This is a genomic window from Rossellomorea sp. LjRoot5 (assembly GCF_964253455.1).
GTDB lineage: Bacteria > Bacillota > Bacilli > Bacillales > Bacillaceae_B > Rossellomorea.
Genome location: NZ_CAXUQN020000001.1, coordinates 4,014,918 through 4,032,045, shown reverse-complemented (window position 1 = coordinate 4,032,045; position 17,128 = coordinate 4,014,918). Strand labels below are relative to the sequence as shown.

Annotated in this window: 15 protein-coding genes and 1 other annotated feature; all 15 genes read left to right on the top strand. The window is 47.2% G+C overall.

Translation table 11 applies throughout. The features are described 5' to 3' along the window. A complete protein-coding gene (locus ACSQ2E_RS20600; protein ID WP_435993718.1) occupies nt 1-1,029 on the top strand; it encodes an ABC transporter permease in 1,029 nt (342 codons plus the stop codon). Beyond that, complete coding sequence (locus ACSQ2E_RS20595) at nt 1,004-1,798, top strand: ABC transporter ATP-binding protein (RefSeq protein ID WP_435994669.1); 795 nt, start codon at nt 1,004-1,006, stop codon at nt 1,796-1,798. Before ACSQ2E_RS20600 ends, ACSQ2E_RS20595 begins: the two co-directional genes overlap by 26 nt. A gap of 215 nt (nt 1,799-2,013) precedes the next feature. Further along, a complete protein-coding gene (locus tag ACSQ2E_RS20590) occupies nt 2,014-2,409 on the top strand; it encodes a thioesterase family protein (protein ID WP_435993716.1) in 396 nt (131 codons plus the stop codon). A 101-nt stretch (nt 2,410-2,510) separates the two neighbouring features. Continuing rightward, nucleotides 2,511-3,617 (top strand): Leu/Phe/Val dehydrogenase, encoded by a 1,107-nt coding sequence (locus ACSQ2E_RS20585; protein ID WP_435994667.1) that lies wholly within the window; start codon nt 2,511-2,513, stop codon nt 3,615-3,617. A gap of 71 nt (nt 3,618-3,688) precedes the next feature. Beyond that, nucleotides 3,689-4,753, top strand: a complete 1,065-nt coding sequence (pdhA, locus tag ACSQ2E_RS20580; RefSeq protein ID WP_435993714.1) for a pyruvate dehydrogenase (acetyl-transferring) E1 component subunit alpha — start codon at nt 3,689-3,691, stop codon at nt 4,751-4,753. Between the two features lies 1 nt (nt 4,754). Next, nucleotides 4,755-5,750 (top strand): alpha-ketoacid dehydrogenase subunit beta, encoded by a 996-nt coding sequence (locus tag ACSQ2E_RS20575; protein WP_435993712.1) that lies wholly within the window; start codon nt 4,755-4,757, stop codon nt 5,748-5,750. Nucleotides 5,751-5,765: 15 nt separating this feature from the next. Further along, the gene (locus ACSQ2E_RS20570) at nt 5,766-6,941 is read left to right on the top strand and encodes a dihydrolipoamide acetyltransferase family protein (RefSeq protein WP_435993710.1); all 1,176 of its coding nucleotides are present in this window, start codon (nt 5,766-5,768) and stop codon (nt 6,939-6,941) included. Then, nucleotides 6,942-8,369, top strand: coding sequence for a dihydrolipoyl dehydrogenase (gene lpdA / locus ACSQ2E_RS20565; RefSeq protein ID WP_435993708.1), 1,428 nt, complete (start codon nt 6,942-6,944; stop codon nt 8,367-8,369). A 120-nt stretch (nt 8,370-8,489) separates the two neighbouring features. Next, nucleotides 8,490-9,605: a 4-hydroxyphenylpyruvate dioxygenase gene (gene hppD / locus ACSQ2E_RS20560; protein ID WP_435993706.1), complete on the top strand. Its 1,116-nt coding sequence runs from the start codon at nt 8,490-8,492 to the stop codon at nt 9,603-9,605. A gap of 184 nt (nt 9,606-9,789) precedes the next feature. After that, nucleotides 9,790-10,899 carry a histidinol-phosphate transaminase gene (gene hisC / locus ACSQ2E_RS20555; RefSeq protein ID WP_435993704.1) on the top strand — a complete coding sequence of 370 codons (1,110 nt, stop codon included), beginning with the start codon at nt 9,790-9,792 and terminating at the stop codon, nt 10,897-10,899. Between the two features lies 1 nt (nt 10,900). Further along, entirely contained in the window at nt 10,901-11,512 is a 612-nt protein-coding gene (locus tag ACSQ2E_RS20550; RefSeq protein ID WP_435993702.1) for a flavin reductase family protein, read from the top strand. A 6-nt stretch (nt 11,513-11,518) separates the two neighbouring features. Further along, nucleotides 11,519-12,502: a fumarylacetoacetate hydrolase family protein gene (locus tag ACSQ2E_RS20545; protein WP_435993700.1), complete on the top strand. Its 984-nt coding sequence runs from the start codon at nt 11,519-11,521 to the stop codon at nt 12,500-12,502. Next, the gene (locus ACSQ2E_RS20540; RefSeq protein ID WP_435993698.1) at nt 12,450-13,595 is read left to right on the top strand and encodes a homogentisate 1,2-dioxygenase; all 1,146 of its coding nucleotides are present in this window, start codon (nt 12,450-12,452) and stop codon (nt 13,593-13,595) included. Before ACSQ2E_RS20545 ends, ACSQ2E_RS20540 begins: the two co-directional genes overlap by 53 nt. A 517-nt stretch (nt 13,596-14,112) precedes the next feature. Then, on the top strand, nt 14,113-15,012 hold the full coding sequence (ilvE, locus tag ACSQ2E_RS20535) for a branched-chain-amino-acid transaminase (protein WP_435993696.1): 900 nt from the start codon (nt 14,113-14,115) through the stop codon (nt 15,010-15,012). A 15-nt stretch (nt 15,013-15,027) separates the two neighbouring features. Beyond that, nucleotides 15,028-16,695, top strand: a complete 1,668-nt coding sequence (ilvD, locus tag ACSQ2E_RS20530) for a dihydroxy-acid dehydratase (RefSeq protein ID WP_435993694.1) — start codon at nt 15,028-15,030, stop codon at nt 16,693-16,695. Further along, nucleotides 16,696-16,955, top strand: a binding site (T-box leader). Nucleotides 16,956-17,128 lie beyond the last annotated feature (173 nt).

The window sequence follows — 17,128 nt, the reverse complement described above, 5'->3', positions numbered from 1 at the left end:
GTGCCAACAGCAATATTCGCATCCTTTGAATCTGGAATCATTTACGCTATTATGGCCCTCGGAGTCTATCTGTCCTTTCGGATATTGGATTTTCCTGATTTAACAGTCGATGGCAGCTTCGTAACAGGGGCCGCTGTCGCTGCAACCATGATCGTCAGTGGCGTAAACCCCGTCATCGCAACGATTACGGCGATAGTGATCGGATTTGTAGCAGGATGTATAACAGGTTTACTTCATACGTTTGGTAAAATCAATGCCTTATTATCAGGGATTTTAATGATGATCGCCCTGTATTCCATCAATCTCCGGATCATGGGGAGGTCGAATGTACCCCTGCTCAGTCAGGATACCGCGTTTACAGGGATAGAAGGATTCTGGTCCCCTCTTGGAATCGATGCTGCCCTTAATAAAGTATGGACGGCCATCGGACTCGGGGAGCCTGTTCCGGGAACGTGGAGCATTCTATTCGTCATGACGATCATTACGCTTGGGATCAAATTTTTGACAGACGCATTTTTGAAAACGGAAATCGGGTTGGCGCTGAGAGCGACAGGGGATAATCAACGGATGATCCGCAGCTTCTCTGCCAATACGAATCTGATGATCATTCTCGGGTTGGGGATCTCGAATGGGATGGTGGCACTATCCGGCGCCCTGATCGCCCAGTACAGCCGTTTTGCCGACGTCGGAATGGGGATCGGGATGATCATCATCGGGCTCGCTTCTGTCATCATCGGTGAAGCACTATTCGGAAAGAAGACAATTGCCCGTACGACCTTAGCCGTCATCGGTGGGGCGATCATCTACCGATTGGTCGTTTCCATGGCCCTTCGTGTCGATTTCCTTGAAACGGGAGATATGAAACTGATCACGGCGACCATTGTCATTCTGGCACTTGTCATGCCTAAGGTGATGGATCGTTACAAGGATAAGAAACGGAAGGCACAGCGAATGGCGGAACGGGTAAACCAAACGCCGATTTCAGAGAGAAAGGGTGATGGCGGTGTTACAATTAAATCGAATTCATAAAGTATTCAATGAAGGGACACCCGATGAGAAAATCGCCCTTGATGATATTCAGCTCTCTCTGGAACCAGGTGATTTCGTGACGGTTATCGGGAGTAACGGAGCCGGGAAATCGACACTGATGAATATCGTCTCAGGGGTATTGATTCCTGATATCGGAAATGTGTTGATCGATGACCACGAGGTATCGAAGGTTTCTGAATATAAACGTTCAAAGCTGATCGGCCGCGTATTCCAGGATCCGATGGCAGGCACGGCACCATCCATGACCATTGAAGAAAACCTGGCCATGGCGTATTCACGGAACCGGACGAGGACTTTTAAAATGGGGGTCACAAAAAAACGGAGAGTGTTCTTTAAAGAAGTACTTGAAACCCTTCATCTCGGACTTGAAAACCGTCTGAATGCCAAGGTGGGATTATTGTCAGGTGGAGAACGGCAGGCTCTTTCCCTCTTGATGGCGACCTTCACAGAGCCATCGATCCTACTGCTGGATGAACATACGGCTGCGCTTGATCCGGCCCGTGCAGATCTCATTACGAACCTGACGAAGGAGATTGTGGAGAAGTACAAGCTCACTACATTGATGGTCACCCATAATATGCAGCAGGCCCTGGATCTCGGGAACCGTTTGATTATGATGGATAAGGGACAGATCATCCTGGAAGTGAATGAAGAACAGAAGAAGCATCTCACCGTCGAAGGACTGCTCCATGAATTCCAGAGGATCCGCGGCAGTCAATTGGCAAGTGACCGTGCCCTTCTTTCATAGGCTAATAAAAAAATAAACAACCTTCTGTAAAAAGCAACGGGACTTTAAGTTCCGTTGCTTTTTTTACGATGAAGGTTTCTATGCATAACTTATATTAATATAATATTTTAAATATTTTAACAATTTATTGACTATTTATAAAACAAAATGTTATTATATCGTTGAATTAACGTTATATAAAAATGTATTATTCGTTGGTTTAAAGGGGGAAAGCAATGAAGTCTGGATTAGCAGTAGGACATACAGCCGTTATTACGACTGAAGTCACCCCCGGCATGTATGCCCAGTTTGAAGGAAACGTGGTTCACCCCGTGTATTCAACGGTGTCGATGGTGTACCACATGGAATGGGCATCCAGGAAAGTCATTCTACCCTATTTGGAAGATCACGAAGAAGGAATGGGGGCAAAGGTGAACGCACGGCATGTGGCGCCGGCGAAAACGGGTTCCCTTCTTGAAATTAGAGCGAACGTTATTGAATACGAACGAAACGTCATCGTAACCGAAGTGACTGTCAGAGATAGAGAGAATGACAGACTCATTGGAAAAGGTGAAGTGAAGCAAGTGGTATTACCCAAAGAGAAAATTAAAGAAAGAATAAAAGAGAGCTAGATCCATTTATGTAGCGAGTAGTTAAAGGAGGAAGCACAATGTCTAAAGTATCGACTGAATTGAAAGCGGTTACAAACAGAGAGCTTGCAGGGGGAATTGAAATGGATATGTTCCAGAGAATACAAAACCATGAACAAGTTGTATTTTGCAACGATGAAGAAACAGGGCTTAAAGCCATCATCGCCATACATAATACCACTCTTGGACCAGCTCTTGGCGGATGCCGCATGAGACCGTATGCATCAGTAGATGAAGCACTTGAGGACGTCCTGCGCCTATCCAAAGGCATGACGTATAAATGTGCTGCAGCCGACGTGGACTTCGGTGGAGGAAAGGCGGTCATAATCGGAGATCCGGAAACAGATAAAGATCCGGAGCTGTTCCGTGCCTTCGGTCAATTCGTTGAATCTTTAAACGGAAGATTCTATACAGGGACGGACATGGGGACCACGCCTGAAGATTTCGTTTATGCCTTGAAAGAGACCAATTGTATCGTCGGTGTCAATGAAGAGTACGGAGGTAGCGGTGATTCATCCATCCCGACTGCCATGGGCGTGATTTATGGCTTGCAGGCGACAAACCAAAACGTCTGGGGCTCGAAAGATCTTCATGGAAAAAGCTACGCCATTCAGGGACTTGGGAAGGTCGGGTTTAAAGTAGCCGAACGACTGCTGGAAGAGGGAGCAGACCTGTATGTAACGGATATCAGTCAGAAATCCATCGAACTATTGGTTGCGAAAGCGAAAAACATGGGTGCGGCCATAAAGGTCGTATCGGGAGAAGAAATTTATTCTGTCGATGCGGATGTCTTCGTGCCATGTGCCATCGGGGGAATCATCAACGATCACACAGTGGATCAGTTGAAAGTAAAAGCGGTCGTGGGTTCTGCCAATAATCAACTATTAGATCTGTCTCATGGGCTGAAGCTCCATGAAAAAGGCATTCTCTATGCTCCTGATTACATCGTCAATGCCGGCGGACTGATCCAGGTGGCAGACGAATTATATGAGCCGAACAAAGAACGGGTCCTTCAAAAGACGAGTGCCATCTACAACAGCCTTCAAAACGTCTATCTGCAATCAGAAAACGAGCACATGACCACGGTGGAAGCAGCCAATCGTTTCTGCGAGGACCGGATCCACGCACGCACGAGAAGAAACAGCTTCTTCTCCCATGCGAAACGTCCGAAGTGGTCGGTGAGAACGTAAATCCAGGCATTTTTCATAAAAACATGATTATCCCAAATCTCCAACAATAATGCACCACAAGAGGTGATGAAATGATAGAGGAATTTCAACTGGTCCAAGTCATGGATCAGCAAGGACAACTGGTTCAAAGTGAATATGAAAAGGACATTTCAGAAGAATTGACCCGCACGTTTTACCGGCATCTCATCAGGATCCGCACCTTCGATCGTAAAGCCGTCAGCCTACAGCGTCAGGGCCGTATCGGAACGTATGCACCATTTGAAGGACAGGAGGCATCCCAGGTGGGGAGCGCACTTGCCCTGCAGGAAAAAGACTGGTTATTCCCTTCCTACCGCGATCACGGCGCAACAATGACATTCGGACATTCGCTCCTTCACATCCTTCTTTTCTGGAAAGGGAGGAATGAAGGGTGTGTCCCTCCTGAAGGAAAGAACATTTTTACTCCAGGCATCCCGATTGCGACCCAGCTTCCACATGCGGTAGGCGCGGCTTTCGCCGAGAAGAGAAAAGGAACCCGGAATGCGGCCATTGTCTATTTTGGTGACGGCGCCACTTCTGAGGGGGATTTTCATGAAGGATTGAATCTGGCAAGCGTGTGGGGGGCTCCGGTTGTCTTTTTTAATCAAAATAATCAGTATGCCATATCTGTTCCCATGCATAAGCAAATGAAGACGAAGACCATTGCCCAGAAAGCGCTGGCCTATGATATACCAAGCATCCGCATCGACGGCAATGATATTTTTGCTGTTTACTTTGAAACGCTAAATGCCTTGGAGAGAGCACGTAACGGGGACGGACCTACCTTGATCGAATCGGTGACATGGAGATACGGTGCCCATACGACAGCAGATGATCCGACGAAATACCGTGATCAGCAGGAAAGCGAGTCGCGGCGTAAGGATAATGACCCTGTCGATCGCTTAACAAAATACATGGAGCTAAGGGGCTGGCTTGACGAGGAATGGACGGCTTCTGTCCAAAAGGAATGTGCAAAGGAAGTGGATCTTGCCGTCGACGAACTGGAAGCTTATCCAGCCGGAGATCCGAGCTTGATCTTCGATTATGTGTTTGCGACACCGACGTGGACGATCCAGGAACAAAAAGAAAAGCTCCTTGAGCAATTGAGAGGTGAGTAGAATGAACACCTTAACGAAAATGAAGACATTGACGATGGTTCAGGCCATCACGGATGCGATGAGAGTGATGCTAAAGGAAAACGAGGACGTCCTGCTGATGGGGGAGGATATCGGGACGAATGGGGGAGTGTTCCGGGCGACTGACGGCTTGCAACAGGAATTTGGCGAAGACCGGGTTCTTGATACACCCTTAAGTGAAGCGGGCTTTATCGGGGCCGCCATCGGGATGGGATTGAATGGATTCCGTCCGGTGACGGAGGTCCAGTTTTTAGGATTCATTTACCCGGCATATGAGCAGATCATGACGCATGCCTCCCGAATACGTGCACGGACACTCGGACATTTCACCTGCCCTATGGTCATCAGGGCTCCATATGGGGCCGGGGTACGGGCACCTGAAATTCATTCCGATAGTACAGAGGCACTCTTCACTCATATGCCGGGAATCAAAGTGGTGTGTCCGGCCACACCGTATGATGCCAAAGGTCTTCTGATTGCGGCGATCGAAGACCCTGATCCCGTCCTGTTCCTTGAGCCTATGAGATGCTACCGGTCTTCCAAAGAGGAGGTGCCGGAAGAGAAGTACACTGTGGAAATCGGGAAGGGCAAGGTAGTCAAGGAGGGTGAGGAGGTCACGATCATTGCGTGGGGAGCGATGGTGAAGGTTGCAGAGGATGCAGCGAAAGAAGCAAGTGAAAAAGGGATCTCCTGCGAGGTACTTGACCTTAGAACTCTCTATCCTCTTGATAAAGATCTGATCTCACACTCTGTCCAGAAGACCGGGAGAACCGTCATCGTCCATGAAGCCCATGCAACGGGTGGGGTTGGAAATGATGTGCTTGCGATCATCAATGACAAATCCTTTTTATATCAAAAAGCGCCGACAGAACGCGTAACAGGATTCGATACGCCTGTTCCGTATTTCGGATTTGAAGATTTCTATTTGCCTGACAGTAAACGAGTGCTTGCTGCAGTGGAGAGAGTGGCACGCTATTAGACAAGGAGGGAGTCCATGGAAGTTAAGCTTCATGATATCGGGGAAGGGATGACCGAAGCCAATATCAATCACTTTCTTGTGAAGGTGGGGGATGTCGTGAGAGCGGATCAACCACTTGTAGAGGTACAAACAGATAAAATGACGGCGGAGATCCCGGCACCGTTTTCAGGTGTGATCAAGGAATTCACCGTAAGTGAAGGGGAGACGATTCCCGTTGGATCGACGGTCCTGTTGATGGAAAAGGAACATAGAGATGCAAGCCGCCGTATCGTTCCCCAAACGACTCAGGTCTCGAAGAAAAAAAGGATACTTGCTTCCCCGTATACGAGAAAAATTGCAAGGGAAAATGGGATCAATATTGAAGAAGTGGCGGGTTCAGGGGCCGGGGGCAGGATTGTCGATGAAGATGTTCTCCTCTACATGAAAGGCGAAGTCGGGACAACTCCAAAACCTGAGGAAGAACCTGTGCCTGCTCAAGTGATTCCAACAGAAACTGTGCCGAAGACCATCCCTTTCAGGGGCAGACGAAAACAGATTGCTTCCAAAATGTCACAGTCACTCAGAACCATCCCTCACTGCACCCATTTTGAAGAAATCGACGTGACAAATCTATTAATCTGGAAAGATACGATGAAAAGAGGTGGACAGACCGTTTCCATGGGGGCGTTTTTTATCAAAGCCCTCTCTGTTTGTTTAAAAGAGTTCCCGATCTTCAATGCCCGCCTAAATGAAGAGGAAGAATGCATCGAGCTTCAGCCACACCATAATATCGGTATCGCAGTCGATACGGATGAAGGTCTGATCGTTCCTGTCATCAAAGGGGTGGAAGGAATGACAATGATCGAAATCCAGGCTGAAATGAAGGCCCTCACCGTCAAGGCTCAGGAAGGCAAGCTTGCGATGAAAGAGATCAAGGGAGGTACCTTCACGGTCAGCAATGTCGGCCCGTTGAACGGTTCGATCGGAGCCACTCCGATTATTAACGAGCCGGAAGTGGCCCTCATCGCCTTTCATAAAACGAAGAAGCGCCCGATGGTGAACGAACACGATGACATTGTCGTCCGCTCCATGATGAATGTATCCATGTCCTTTGATCACAGAGTGGTGGATGGCGGGACAGCCGTGACATTTACAAATCGTTTGAGAGATTTGATCGAAGAGCCTCAATCCATGCTTTTGGAGTTGATGTAAATGGTAGTAGGGGAAATTACAGAAGAAAAAGACGTCATTGTCATCGGAGGAGGTCCCGGAGGCTATCACGCAGCCATCAGGGCAGCGGGCCTCGGTAGACAGGTCACGTTGATCGAACGGGAGGATCTGGGGGGGACCTGCTTGAATAAAGGCTGCATCCCATCAAAGGTATTCACCCATTTTGCCCAGGAATTCAAAAAGACGAAGCACCTGAAGGAAATGGGGATGGAGTTTGGGGAAGTTGAAGCAAACCTTGCGACTCTTCAACACTATAAAAATAAAAAAATCGCCCAGCTCCGAACCGGTGTGGAATCCCTCTGTAAAGCAAACAAGGTTGAAATCATTAAAGGGTCGGCTTCATTCCTATCAGAATCCCGTATAGGCGTGGAAAACGGACATGAGTTCAATCTTCTTAACTTTAAAGAGGCGATCGTCGCAACAGGGGGAGACTTTCACTATCCGGATGAAATTATATTCAATGCAGAGACTGTCCTGAAGGAAAGACAGATTTTTGAGCTGGAGGAGATCCCCAGGGAACTGATCATTTATGGTGCAGATTATATTTCACTGGAGATTGCGTCCGTTTTCTGCATATTAGGAAGTCGGGTCACGTTAATCTTGAGGGAAGAATTGGCATTGGATACCACCCTTTCCAAAGAATTGTCCAGGCAGTTAAAAAAACAGAAAATCAGTGTCATCAAACATTGCGTACTGAGAAAGGCCAGTGAAAGGGACGGACATGTCTTCGCTGAGATCGAAAAAGAAGATGGAGAAACGGTTTCCATTGAAGGCTCTCACTTTGTCGTGAGCGGCCAAGTGAAACCGAACCTATCCGACCTTGGGCTCGACCGTCTACGTATGGAAATAACCGACGAGGGGTATATCCAGACAGATCGGGAGGGACGGACCTCCATTCCCCATATTTGGGCGATCGGGGATGTGACGGAAGGTCCGTCCCTCGCAGTGAAGGCGATTAATCAGGGGAAGGCGGTGGCCGAGGCAATGGCCGGACTTCCGGTAGAAGTCGATCTGCGGTTTGTGCCGTCGGTGGTGCAGATGAGTCCCCCGATTGCGTATGCCGGCCTTACAGAAGAGGAAGCTCGCAGTGAGGGCTATTCGGTCACAGTGAGTGAGAACCCTGTCAGAGGAAATGGGTATGCACAGCTTACAGAGGAGAAAGACGGATTCGTCAAAGTCGTGTCAGACAGTGAAACGGATATGATCCTTGGTGTCCATATGATGGGAATGGGTGCAGTCGAGCTGATCACTGCAGGTGTAATGGGACTCGAGATGGCAGCGAGGGATGAGGACTTTCGCTTTCCGCTCTATCCCCACCCAAGCATGAGTGAGACAATGCTCGAAGCAGTCGAAGGTTTAAAGGGGGACGCCGTGCATATGCCTCCCAGAAAAAAGGAACCAGCGAGATGAAAAGAGGGACGGACTTCATCACAGAGAAGCGTTTAAGCTTTACTAGCCGTTCTTGAGAAGTTGTATAAAACAATTTAATATAATATTCAGAATATAATTATGTTTAACGGAGGGGTTAAAATGCAAGAGAACGCAGCAAAAAAGCAGGTTAAGGTAGAAGAGGTCTTCCCGGTAAGGGATGTGGATTATTTAGAATATTATACAGGTAATGCGAAGCAGGCAGCCCACTTCTTCTGTACAGCATTCGGATTTAAGACCGTTGCCTATTCAGGGCTCGAAACAGGCAATCGTGACACGGTATCCTATGTACTGCAACAAAACAAGGTGCGATTGCTCATTACAGGAAGTCTGCATGAGGGTAGCCGGGTATCCCAATTCGTGAAGAAACACGGAGACGGCATCAAAGACATCGCACTTGTCGTGGATGATGTCGAAAAGGCTTACAGTGGAGCCGTGTCACGAGGTGCGATTGAAATCATGCCTCCTTCTACACTGGAAGATGATAATGGAACGGTGAAGAAAGCCGTGATCGGTACATATGGGGATACGATCCATACACTTGTGGAACGTAAGGATTACAAAGGGATTTTCATGCCTGGCTTTGAAAAATATGAAACCGCTCTCAAAAATGAAGACGCCGGCATCATCGCGGTCGACCACGTCGTCGGAAACGTGGAGCGCATGGAAGAGTGGGTGGAATACTACGAAAAAGTGATGGGCTTCAAGGAAATGCGTCATTTCACGAATGAAGACATTACAACCGAATATTCTGCCCTGATGTCCAAGGTCATGCATAATGGCGGACGCATCAAATTCCCGATCAATGAACCTGCTGAAGGAAAGCGCAAATCACAAATCCAGGAATATCTTGAGTTCTACGGTGGTCCAGGGGTGCAGCATATCGCTATCCTGACAGAAGATATCGTGAAGACAGTGGGGATCCTGAAGGAAAATGGAGTAGAGTTCTTAAACACTCCAGATTCCTACTACGAAATGCTTTCAGAGCGTGTAGGTGAAATCGATGAAGAGATTTCGCAGATCAAAGAGTTGAATATTTTAGTAGACAGGGATGACGAAGGGTATCTGCTTCAAATTTTCACGAAGCCAATCGTTGATCGTCCGACACTATTCATCGAAGTGATCCAGCGTAAAGGGGCAAGAGGATTCGGCGAAGGAAACTTCAAAGCACTATTCGAATCCATCGAGCGAGAGCAGGAACGCAGAGGAAACCTATAAAAAAAAATAGATAGATAGAACATATATAACGGGGGTCAAAGGACCGGTCAGGGGGTTAACTCATAAAGAGATTAGCTGCTTCTACGCTTAATATCGTACAGATTGCAGGTACATATTTTAACGGGGAGATAAGCTAACACATGAGTCAACCCCCTTCATCCATGAGGAAGGCGAGGATATATGTATGACATTGAAGTTCAAAACAAGAGAAGCGGTCACACATATCGCTCCATATGTACTGGGGAAGACGCTTCTGGACTTAAAGAAGGAGCATGGACTCAGCTCCATCAGAAAGTTATCGGAAAATGAAAATATATATGGCTGCTCACCGAAAGTGAAAGAGTGGTTTAAAGAAAACGGAAGCGACCTGTTTTTATATCCGGACGGGGCAACGTTTGATCTGAGTCAAAAGGTTTCAGCGTTCTTAGGGGTTCCGAAAGAACAACTCGTATTCGGGAACGGATCGGATGAAGTGATCCGGCTTTTGACGAGAGCCTATTTGAGCAGCGGAGACGAGGCGATCATGGCCGATGTGACGTTTCCAAGGTACCAGACCAATGTGCTGTTAGAGGGAGGCGCACCTGTCATTGTCCCTCTCGTAGAAGGTACCCATGATTTACAGGGCATGCATGACCACATCACTTCAAGAACAAAACTGATCTTTGTGTGTAATCCGAATAACCCGACAGGGACCATCGTCGGGAAAAGGGAACTCCTGCAGTTTATCGAAAGCGTCCCATCCCACGTTCTCGTGGTGGTCGATGAAGCCTATATGGAGTACGTGACAACCGATGATTATTTAGAAACACTGCCGCTTCTGCCTGCATTCGAAAACCTGATTGTCCTAAGGACATTTTCGAAAATTTATGGCCTTGCCGGGTTAAGGGTCGGTTTTGGGGTCATGAATGAGGAAATTGCTGAACAGCTCCGAAAAGTGAAGGATGTCTTCAATGTGAATACCGTTGCTCAGAAATCAGCCATCATTGCCCTGGAGGATCAGGCGTTTATAAGGGAGTGCACCCATAAGAACGAACAGGGTCGCCATTATTTGGAGACGGAATTCGACCGATTGGGTTTATCCTATTTCTCTTCTCAATCGAACTTTATCATGGTGGACACAGGATTGAACGGAGACGTGGTTTCCCATGAGCTAGTAAAAAGGGGTCTCGTCGTCCGTTCAGGAACGCTTCTCGGATATCCGACCACGGTCAGGGTCACGATTGGAACAGAAGAGGATAATAAACGATTCGTTGGAGCTCTCGAAGATATTCTGAATAACGAAGGGGTGAAGTGAAATGGATATCAAACCCCAGACGCTTGAGTGGCAGGCAGCTTATAAACTGATGATCGGTTCGATCCTGCCACGACCGATAGCCTTTGTTTCATCCATGGATGAAAAAGGAAATGCGAACCTCGCTCCATACAGCTTCTTTACGGCGATTTCTGCAGAGCCAATGCTCGTCTGCTTTTCCCCGATGAGAAGAGGGAAAGATGGGAGCAAAAAGGATACCCTCCAAAATATCGAGAAAACGAAGGAATTTGTCATCAACATCGTCAGTGAAGAGTTTGTGGAGGAGATGAACAACTGTGCCATTGAATTTGAATCCGTCGTTGATGAATTTGAACAGGTAGGGCTGACAAAGAAAGAATCGATCACGGTAAAACCGCCGGGAGTAACCGAAAGCAAGGTTCAATTGGAATGCGTTCTTCATGAGGTCCTTCACTTCGGCGATCATCCCGGTGCAGGAAGCCTGGTCATCGGGAAGGTTGAGTGTGTCAGGATCAATGATGAACTCTACTATGACGGGAAAATAGATTCAGAAAAACTCAAACCGGTGGGAAGGCTTGCCGGCCAGATGTACACCAAACCACTATCCGATTCATTTGAATTGATTCGAAAAAGGTGATATGACGTGAAGCTTGTTAGTTTTATAAAAGAAGGAGAAGTGAGGGCCGGGATCGTTCAGGATGATCTTGTCGTGGACATCCATGCTGTAAGCAGCGGATCACTCCCTAAAGATATGTTATCCATCATTGATCTTGGTGATGAAGGGCTGAAACGGATGAAAGAGCTGGGTGCTTTTTCAGAGGGAGACAAGGGAGTGCATCTATTACGTGACGTTACCCTGAAGTCGCCGATCCCAAGGCCAGTCAGCATACGGGATTTCTATGCGTTTGAAGAGCATGTGAAAACGGCCCGTAAACGGAGGGGGCTGGACGTGGTGCCTGAATGGTATGACTTTCCGGTCTTCTATTTCACGAATCATTTGGCTGTAAAAGGGACTCTCGATCACATTGAAAGACCGGCTGGCTGTGAGTGGATGGATTATGAACTGGAAATTGCCTGCGTCATCGGTAAAGAAGGCCGGAACATTTCCCGAGACAATGCGGAAGACTTCATTTACGGCTATATGATCATGAACGACTGGAGTGCAAGGGACATTCAGAAGCATGAAATGAAAGTCGGACTCGGTCCCGCTAAAGGAAAAGATTTTGCCACCTCTTTCGGTCCTTATTTAGTGACGAAGGAAGAGATGGATACTTATCGCAGTGGTGACCGTCTTGATCTTCCCATGACGGCAAAAGTGAATGGGAAACTCTTATCACAGGGGAATTATCAGGATATTCATTATACATTTGGAGACATGATCGAACGTGCATCCAAAGGTGTCACCCTGTATCCCGGTGAGGTGATCGGATCCGGTACGGTTGGAACCGGCTGCATTTTAGAGCTTGGTCCCGAGAAGCATCCGTGGTTGAAGCCTGGTGATGTGGTGGAATTAGAGATTAAGGGATTAGGGGTTTTAAAGAATACGATTGCAGAGAGAAGAGAGGAGGAAGACCATGTACTATCGACAAATGGGGAGTATACCTCACAAACGTCACACCATGTTTAAAAAGGACGACGGCACCCTCTACAGGGAGCAGGTGATGGGGACGAAGGGTTTCTCGGGAACACAGTCGATTCTGTATCATCATCATTTGCCGACGGCTGTGGCGAAAACAAAGTATTTAGGCAGTTATATGCCGGAATTTGAGGAAGAGGGTGCTCTGCGCCATCGACATTTCTTTACAGACAAGGTAGAAAAGAAAGGCTGTGCCTTAAAGAGTCGTGAGTATTTACTTGGAAATTCCGATTTGTTGATTGGAACTGCCTATGTCACAGAGGAGATGACAAGCTTTTACCGGAATGGTGATGGAGATGAAATGCTTTATATCCATTTTGGTAAAGGGAAGGTAGAGACGATGTTTGGAACGATCACGTATGGAAAAGGTGATTATGTGGTGATTCCGATCGGAACCATCTACCGTGTCGTTCCTGAGGAAGAGACGAAGATGCTGATCGTCGAGTCCTTCAGCCAGATCACCACTCCTCGTCGCTACCGTAACGAGTACGGGCAACTGCTGGAACACAGTCCGTTTTGTGAACGGGATCTGCGGGGACCGGAAAAGCTTGAAACCAAAGATGAAAAGGGCGAATTTGAAGTGATCACCAAGTCAAGGGGCGCGCTCCATTCCCACGTATTGAATCATCATCCATTGGACGTCGTCGGATGGGATGGATATTTGTATCCGTGGGTATTCAACATAGAAGATTTCGAGCCGATCACCGGCCGTGTCCATCAACCGCCGCCTGTTCATCAAACGTTTGAAGGGCATAACTTTGTGGTTTGCTCATTCGTGCCGAGATTATATGATTACCATCCGGAATCTATTCCGGCTCCGTATAATCACAGCAACGTGAATAGTGATGAGCTCCTCTACTATGTGGAAGGAAACTTCATGAGCAGAAAAGGAATCAAGAAAGGATCGATCACCCTCCATCCGAGCGGAATTCCACACGGGCCTCATCCAGGAACAACGAAAGCCAGTATCGGAAAAAAAGAAACGTTGGAGCTCGCTGTCATGATCGATACTTTCAAGCCGTTGAAAATTGTCAAAAAAGCAAACGATGTCGAAGATCAGAATTATATGTATACATGGGTATAGAAGAATCAATCCAGAGGTCTGGCTCTGGATTGATTTTTTTTGTGGAAGGAAAGGCATGTTGCTTAAAAAGACGGTACCATTCCCCTTTTGTAAGATAGTGAAAAGGATGCACTAGTCCGGTCGCACTTGGGTACAAACTCCCCGAACGCCCATTCTTGTAGGATTTTGTCGGAAAAATTCCGATTGAGATATTCGCCACTTCTGAATGACTATTCACCCCTCTAATGAAAAAAATCTTAAATATTTTTTTCTCACCCTAAACTCTATAAGGACAAAGATGTAAGCGTTTACTTATAATCAGATTAATCTAAATAGTCAAATAATTTACAAAAACCCTGTTGACCTTCCTGTGAAACGGGAGTAATATTGTCCTCAATATAAAAACCTGAGCCGGCGGGAAGCGGCAGTCATAAACCGATTCAGCCCCTCTCAACAGGCTTACAGTCAACGTACTTTCGTTGCAAAAATAAATTTCTGAATAGTCAAATAAATCTTAACCTGGAAAGGAATGATTAACATGAACGAACAGTGGATCTACTTAGACGGACAATACGTAAAAAAGGAAGACGCAGTTGTATCTGTGTACGACCATGGTTTTCTATATGGAGATGGAGTGTTCGAAGGGATTCGAATGTACGATGGGAACGTGTTCCGTCTGGAAGAACATGTTGATCGCCTTTATGACTCTGCAAAATCCATCATGTTGCACATTGAGCTCTCTAAAGAAGAGATGAGCGACATTATTGTTGATACATTGAAAAAAAATCAGCTGGAAAATGCCTACATACGGGTGGTCATTTCCAGGGGTGTTGGAAACTTGGGATTGGATCCATTCACTTGTAGAAAGCCACAGATCATCGTCATCGCAGAACAGCTGGCACTTTTCCCTAAAAGCTTATACGAAACTGGGATCGATATCGTTACCGTTGCAAGCCGGCGAAATCGTGCGGATGTCCTGTCACCGAAAGTTAAATCATTAAACTACTTAAATAACATTCTCGTTAAAATTGAAGCGAATCTTGCAGGCGTAAGCGAAGCCTTGATGTTGAACGATCAGGGATATGTAGCAGAAGGATCTGCAGATAACATCTTCATCGTGAAAAAAGGAAAAATCCTTACGCCGCCGGGATATGTAGGGGCACTGGAAGGGATCACCCGGAATGCCATCATCGAAATCGCCGAAAAATCAGGTTTCGTGATGAAAGAAGAAGTTTTCACCCGGCATGATGTATACACGGCAGATGAAGTGTTCTTAACAGGGACAGCCGCTGAAGTCATCGCCGTTGTAAAAGTTGACGGACGTGTCATCGGAGACGGGAAACCTGGGAAGTATACGAATCAATTATTGCAGGAATTCAGAAACACTGTCACGCAGGATGGAAGAAAAGTTTACAAACAAAATGCTCAAGTCGGCTAAGTTGGAGGTGATGACGTGCGAAGTGACATGATCAAGAAAGGGATCGACCGGGCTCCCCACCGCAGTTTACTATATGCGACGGGAGTCAAGCTTGAAGATATGGAAAAACCATTTATCGGGGTGTGTAACTCTTATATCGACATCATACCCGGTCATATGCATTTAAACGGATTCGCCCAGGTGGTGAAAGAAGCGATCCGGGAAGCGGGGGGAATCCCGTTCGAATTCAATACGATCGGTGTTGACGACGGGATCGCCATGGGGCATATCGGGATGAGGTACTCACTCCCGAGTCGGGAACTGATCGCCGACTCAGCAGAAACCGTCATCAACGCTCACTGGTTTGACGGAGTGTTCTACATTCCGAACTGTGACAAGATCACACCGGGAATGCTAATGGCATCAGTCAGAACCAATGTCCCTTCCGTTTTTGTATCGGGTGGCCCGATGGAAGCAGGTGTTTCGAGCGACGGAAAGCCGTTGTCCCTCGTATCTGTTTTCGAAGGAGTCGGAGCCCATCAGTCAGGAAGGATGACGGCAGAACAGCTTCTCGACATCGAAGCCAATGCCTGTCCGACCTGTGGGTCATGCTCTGGGATGTTCACGGCGAACTCCATGAATTCCTTGATGGAGATGCTTGGAATGGCTCCACCGGGGAATGGGACGATTGTGGCTACTTCTAATGAGCGTCACCAATTAATCAAGGATGCAGCAAAACACCTCGTAGAAATGGTAAAGAAAGATATCAAACCGAGGGATATCATAACGGAAGATACCATCGATGATGCATTCGCCTTGGACATGGCGATGGGAGGTTCAACGAATACGGTCCTCCATACGCTCGCGATTGCCAATGAGGCGGAAATCGATTATGACATCAACCGGATCAATAAAGTTGCTGAACGAGTCCCCTATTTATCTAAAATAAGCCCGGCCTCAGATTACTCCATGCAGGATGTTCATAATGCAGGAGGGGTCAGCGCCATCATTAAAGAGCTATGTGAAATGGAAGCCGTACACAAAGACCGCATCACCGTTACAGGAAAGTCCCTTTATGAAAACGTGAAGGATGCTCATATTCAAAATGATGATGTCATCCGCCGCAGGGAAAATGCCCACAGTCCAGTCGGAGGATTATCCGTCCTCTTCGGGAATATTGCTCCAAATGGCGGTGTTATCAAGGTAGGGGCAGTCGACCCATCCATTAAAACATTCATGGGTGAAGCGATTGTATATGAATCCCAGGATGATGCCCTTGCCGGAATCGAAAGCGGAGAAGTGAAAGAAGGTCATGTTGTCGTAATCAGGTATGAAGGTCCAAAGGGCGGACCGGGAATGCCGGAGATGCTTGCACCGACGGCAGCCATTGCAGGACGCGGGCTTGAGAAGCAAGTCGCCCTCATGACAGACGGCAGATTCTCAGGAGCATCCCGGGGCATTTCAATCGGGCATGTCTCCCCTGAAGCAGCTGAAGGAGGGCCGATTGGTGTGGTGGAAAATGGAGATCCCATCTTCATTGATCTCACGAACCGGACGATTTCCCTTATGGTTTCTGAAGAAGAGTTGAAGTTCAGACAACAGGAGTGGGTACAGCCTCCTCCGAAAATCAAAAAAGGGTATCTTGCAAGATACGCAAAACTTGTTACATCAGCTAGTACAGGTGGAATCTTGAAAACGGAATAAGTGAAAGCGTTGAAGAGGTAAAAGGATTGGGAACCGTATTTTCAGAGAGCTGGTGGTGCTGCAAACCAGTAATACAACCAATACCGACATCCCCTCTGAGTATCGTTCTGAACCGTGTAAGTAGGAACGATCGAGTAGATGATACTCGTTACAAAAACAAAGGCTGGTGAAATCGATCAGCCTGCCAAGGGAGATGATATCGATCATCTCTGAACTAGGGTGGTACCGTGGAAAGGATGTAAGACCTTTTCGCCCCTGCGAAAGATGAACTCTGTCGTGGTGGGTGGAAAGGTCTTTTTTGTTTGAAAATAGCTCAGGTGGTTCATAACCTGCGACTTTTATATCCAGCTCCGGCGGCTAGTCCCTCGAGGTCATAAGGCAATCTCGCCAAAAAGGCAAAGAACGCCTTTTCAGCGACCTTGCCTTATGCTTG